We start from the raw sequence: 5,481 nt of genomic DNA, 5'->3' as shown, positions 1-5,481 counted from the left end.
GCCCGAAAAGACGAAACCCCAGACCTCTGTCGAGATCTGGGGTTTCTTATAGAAGCTTGACGATGACCTACTCTCACATGGAGAAGCTCCACACTACCATCGGCGATGCGTCGTTTCACTACTGAGTTCGGGATGGGATCAGGTGGTTCCAACGCTCTATGGTCGTCAAGCAAACTGGTTGCTGCCTCGGGGTTTAGCCGCTGCAGCGAATTGGGTATGTGATGTCAGTTGGTATTGCGTGTTCTCGCAAATCTTCGGCATTACTGTCGACTTCAACCGTCTAACAGCCAAATTGTTTGGGTGTTATATGGTCAAGCCTCACGGGCAATTAGTACTGGTTAGCTCAACGCCTCACAACGCTTACACACCCAGCCTATCAACGTCGTAGTCTTCGACGGCCCTTTAGGGAACTCAAGGTTCCAGTGAGATCTCATCTTGAGGCAAGTTTCCCGCTTAGATGCTTTCAGCGGTTATCTTTCCCGAACATAGCTACCCGGCAATGCCACTGGCGTGACAACCGGAACACCAGAGGTTCGTCCACTCCGGTCCTCTCGTACTAGGAGCAGCCCCTCTCAAATCTCAAACGTCCACGGCAGATAGGGACCGAACTGTCTCACGACGTTCTAAACCCAGCTCGCGTACCACTTTAAATGGCGAACAGCCATACCCTTGGGACCGGCTTCAGCCCCAGGATGTGATGAGCCGACATCGAGGTGCCAAACACCGCCGTCGATATGAACTCTTGGGCGGTATCAGCCTGTTATCCCCGGAGTACCTTTTATCCGTTGAGCGATGGCCCTTCCATACAGAACCACCGGATCACTAAGACCTACTTTCGTACCTGCTCGACGTGTCTGTCTCGCAGTCAAGCGCGCTTTTGCCTTTATACTCTACGACCGATTTCCGACCGGTCTGAGCGCACCTTCGTACTCCTCCGTTACTCTTTAGGAGGAGACCGCCCCAGTCAAACTACCCACCATACACTGTCCTCGATCCGGATAACGGACCAGAGTTAGAACCTCAAGGTTGCCAGGGTGGTATTTCAAGGATGGCTCCATGAGAACTGGCGTCCCCACTTCAAAGCCTCCCACCTATCCTACACAAGCAAGCTCAAAGTCCAGTGCAAAGCTATAGTAAAGGTTCACGGGGTCTTTCCGTCTAGCCGCGGATACACTGCATCTTCACAGCGATTTCAATTTCACTGAGTCTCGGGTGGAGACAGCGCCGCCATCGTTACGCCATTCGTGCAGGTCGGAACTTACCCGACAAGGAATTTCGCTACCTTAGGACCGTTATAGTTACGGCCGCCGTTTACCGGGGCTTCGATCAAGAGCTTCGCGTTAGCTAACCCCATCAATTAACCTTCCGGCACCGGGCAGGCGTCACACCCTATACGTCCACTTTCGTGTTTGCAGAGTGCTGTGTTTTTAATAAACAGTCGCAGCGGCCTGGTATCTTCGACCGGCATGTGCTTACGGGGTAAACCCTTCACACTCACCGGCGCACCTTCTCCCGAAGTTACGGTGCCATTTTGCCTAGTTCCTTCACCCGAGTTCTCTCAAGCGCCTTGGTATTCTCTACCTAACCACCTGTGTCGGTTTGGGGTACGGTTCCTAATTACCTGAAGCTTAGAAGCTTTTCCTGGAAGCATGGCATCAACCACTTCATCGTCCTAAAGGACAACTCGTCATCAGCTCTCGGCCTTGATCTCCCGGATTTACCTAAGAAACCAGCCTACCACCTTAAACACGGACAACCAACGCCGTGCTGGCCTAGCCTTCTCCGTCCCTCCATCGCAGTAATTAGAAGTACGGGAATATTAACCCGTTTCCCATCGACTACGCATTTCTGCCTCGCCTTAGGGGCCGACTCACCCTGCGTCGATTAACGTTGCGCAGGAAACCTTGGTCTTTCGGCGTGCGAGTTTTTCACTCGCATTGTCGTTACTCATGTCAGCATTCGCACTTCTGATACCTCCAGCAAGCTTCTCAACTCACCTTCACAGGCTTACAGAACGCTCCTCTACCGCTCAACTTACGTTGAACCCGTAGCTTCGGTGTATGGTTTGAGCCCCGTTACATCTTCCGCGCAGGCCGACTCGACTAGTGAGCTATTACGCTTTCTTTAAAGGATGGCTGCTTCTAAGCCAACCTCCTAGCTGTCTAAGCCTTCCCACATCGTTTCCCACTTAACCATAACTTTGGGACCTTAGCTGACGGTCTGGGTTGTTTCCCTTTTCACGACGGACGTTAGCACCCGCCGTGTGTCTCCCGTGCTGACACTTGCTGGTATTCGGAGTTTGCATCGGTTTGGTAAGTCGGGATGACCCCCTAGCCGAAACAGTGCTCTACCCCCAGCAGTGATACACGAGGCGCTACCTAAATAGCTTTCGAGGAGAACCAGCTATCTCCGAGCTTGATTAGCCTTTCACTCCGATCCACAGGTCATCCGCTAACTTTTCAACGGTAGTCGGTTCGGTCCTCCAGTCAGTGTTACCTAACCTTCAACCTGCCCATGGATAGATCGCCCGGTTTCGGGTCTATACCCAGCGACTAAACGCCCTATTAAGACTCGCTTTCGCTACGCCTCCCCTATTCGGTTAAGCTCGCCACTGAATATAAGTCGCTGACCCATTATACAAAAGGTACGCAGTCACCCAACAAAGTAGGCTCCCACTGCTTGTACGCATACGGTTTCAGGTTCTATTTCACTCCCCTCTCCGGGGTTCTTTTCGCCTTTCCCTCACGGTACTGGTTCACTATCGGTCAGTCAGTAGTATTTAGCCTTGGAGGATGGTCCCCCCATATTCAGACAAAGTTTCTCGTGCTCCGTCCTACTCGATTTCATTGATAAGAGCATTTCGTGTACGGGGCTATCACCCACTACGGCGGCACTTTCCAGAGCCTTCCACTACACTCTAATCAACTTAAGGGCTAGTCCCCGTTCGCTCGCCACTACTAAGGGAATCTCGGTTGATTTCTTTTCCTCAGGGTACTTAGATGTTTCAGTTCCCCTGGTTCGCCTCATGCACCTATGTATTCAGTGCATGATACCCAGCTTATGCTAGGTGGGTTCCCCCATTCAGAGATCTCTGGATCACAGTCTGTTTGCCGACTCCCCAAAGCTTATCGCAGGCTACAACGTCTTTCATCGCCTCTGACTGCCAAGGCATCCACCGTATGCGCTTCTTCACTTGACCATATAACCCCAAGCAATCTGGTTACTGTCTATAACGTGAAGACGACATTCGCCGAAAATTTGCACTTGAGAACAACGCAAATTTTACCTTGACCAGATTAATTACCAGTGAAAGTAATCAATCAGTCACTTCTATCACATACCCAAATTTTTAAAGAACGATGTTTCGACTGGTCAAAGACCAGAAATCAACATTCACCCTGCCTCTGCAGAGAATGCTCATTTCTGAACTCTTACTCGTTAACGACTGCAACCAGAAAGTGGTGGAGCCAAGCGGGATCGAACCGCTGACCTCCTGCGTGCAAGGCAGGCGCTCTCCCAGCTGAGCTATGGCCCCGTATCATCTGCACCTGAATTGGTAGGTCTGGGCAGATTTGAACTGCCGACCTCACCCTTATCAGGGGTGCGCTCTAACCAACTGAGCTACAGACCTATAACAGGGTCGCGTTACAGCATCGTCTTCTACAATGAATCAAGCAATTCGTGTGGGAGCTTATGAATAAGCTGCGATCTTCGATTAAGGAGGTGATCCAGCCGCAGGTTCCCCTACGGCTACCTTGTTACGACTTCACCCCAGTCATGAATCACACCGTGGTAACCGTCCTCCCGAAGGTTAGACTAGCTACTTCTGGTGCAACCCACTCCCATGGTGTGACGGGCGGTGTGTACAAGGCCCGGGAACGTATTCACCGTGACATTCTGATTCACGATTACTAGCGATTCCGACTTCACGCAGTCGAGTTGCAGACTGCGATCCGGACTACGATCGGTTTTATGGGATTAGCTCCACCTCGCGGCTTGGCAACCCTTTGTACCGACCATTGTAGCACGTGTGTAGCCCTGGCCGTAAGGGCCATGATGACTTGACGTCATCCCCACCTTCCTCCGGTTTGTCACCGGCAGTCTCCTTAGAGTTCCCACCCGAGGTGCTGGTAACTAAGGACAAGGGTTGCGCTCGTTACGGGACTTAACCCAACATCTCACGACACGAGCTGACGACAGCCATGCAGCACCTGTGTCTGAGTTCCCGAAGGCACCAATCCATCTCTGGAAAGTTCTCAGCATGTCAAGGCCAGGTAAGGTTCTTCGCGTTGCTTCGAATTAAACCACATGCTCCACCGCTTGTGCGGGCCCCCGTCAATTCATTTGAGTTTTAACCTTGCGGCCGTACTCCCCAGGCGGTCAACTTAATGCGTTAGCTGCGCCACTAAAATCTCAAGGATTCCAACGGCTAGTTGACATCGTTTACGGCGTGGACTACCAGGGTATCTAATCCTGTTTGCTCCCCACGCTTTCGCACCTCAGTGTCAGTATCAGTCCAGGTGGTCGCCTTCGCCACTGGTGTTCCTTCCTATATCTACGCATTTCACCGCTACACAGGAAATTCCACCACCCTCTACCGTACTCTAGCTTGCCAGTTTTGGATGCAGTTCCCAGGTTGAGCCCGGGGCTTTCACATCCAACTTAACAAACCACCTACGCGCGCTTTACGCCCAGTAATTCCGATTAACGCTTGCACCCTCTGTATTACCGCGGCTGCTGGCACAGAGTTAGCCGGTGCTTATTCTGTCGGTAACGTCAAAATTGCAGAGTATTAATCTACAACCCTTCCTCCCAACTTAAAGTGCTTTACAATCCGAAGACCTTCTTCACACACGCGGCATGGCTGGATCAGGCTTTCGCCCATTGTCCAATATTCCCCACTGCTGCCTCCCGTAGGAGTCTGGACCGTGTCTCAGTTCCAGTGTGACTGATCATCCTCTCAGACCAGTTACGGATCGTCGCCTTGGTGAGCCATTACCTCACCAACAAGCTAATCCGACCTAGGCTCATCTATTAGCGCAAGGCCCGAAGGTCCCCTGCTTTCTCCCGTAGGACGTATGCGGTATTAGCGTTCCTTTCGAAACGTTGTCCCCCACTAATAGGCAGATTCCTAGGCATTACTCACCCGTCCGCCGCTGAATCAGGGAGCAAGCTCCCCTCAACCGCTCGACTTGCATGTGTTAGGCCTGCCGCCAGCGTTCAATCTGAGCCATGATCAAACTCTTCAGTTCAATACTGCTTGGGTTTTGAGAAAACCCTAAACTTGGCTCAGCAATCGCAAAAAACTCTCGAATTCACGAGTGTTACTTGTGATGCTGATAATCTTGCGATCAGTCAGTCTTAACTCACAAGCACCCACACGAATTGCTTGATTCAGTTGTTAAAGAACGTTTGGCTGAAGCTTTCGTCTCAACCGAGGCGCGCATCTTACAGCACCCTCATTTGCTGTCAAGCTGTTTT

2 tRNA genes and 3 rRNA genes are annotated in these 5,481 nt (G+C 51.6%); all 5 read right to left on the bottom strand.

Features of this window, described 5'->3' with window-relative positions:
* Nucleotides 1–54 precede the first annotated feature (54 nt).
* Nucleotides 55–170, bottom strand: a 5S ribosomal RNA gene (rrf, locus tag BM279_RS23035).
* A gap of 137 nt (nucleotides 171–307) precedes the next feature.
* Nucleotides 308–3,199: ribosomal RNA gene (locus BM279_RS23030) — 23S ribosomal RNA — on the bottom strand.
* A gap of 260 nt (nucleotides 3,200–3,459) precedes the next feature.
* Nucleotides 3,460–3,535, bottom strand: a tRNA-Ala gene (locus BM279_RS23025).
* Nucleotides 3,536–3,554: 19 nt separating this feature from the next.
* A tRNA-Ile gene (locus BM279_RS23020) sits at nucleotides 3,555–3,631 on the bottom strand.
* A gap of 85 nt (nucleotides 3,632–3,716) precedes the next feature.
* Nucleotides 3,717–5,252: ribosomal RNA gene (locus BM279_RS23015) — 16S ribosomal RNA — on the bottom strand.
* Together the 16S, 23S and 5S rRNA genes with 2 tRNA genes alongside form the textbook arrangement of a ribosomal RNA operon.
* Nucleotides 5,253–5,481 lie beyond the last annotated feature (229 nt).

This window comes from Phytopseudomonas straminea (genome assembly GCF_900112645.1).
GTDB lineage: Bacteria > Pseudomonadota > Gammaproteobacteria > Pseudomonadales > Pseudomonadaceae > Aquipseudomonas > Aquipseudomonas straminea.
The sequence above is the reverse complement of the archived record's forward strand: the minus strand, read 5'-3'. Positions and strand labels throughout refer to the sequence as shown.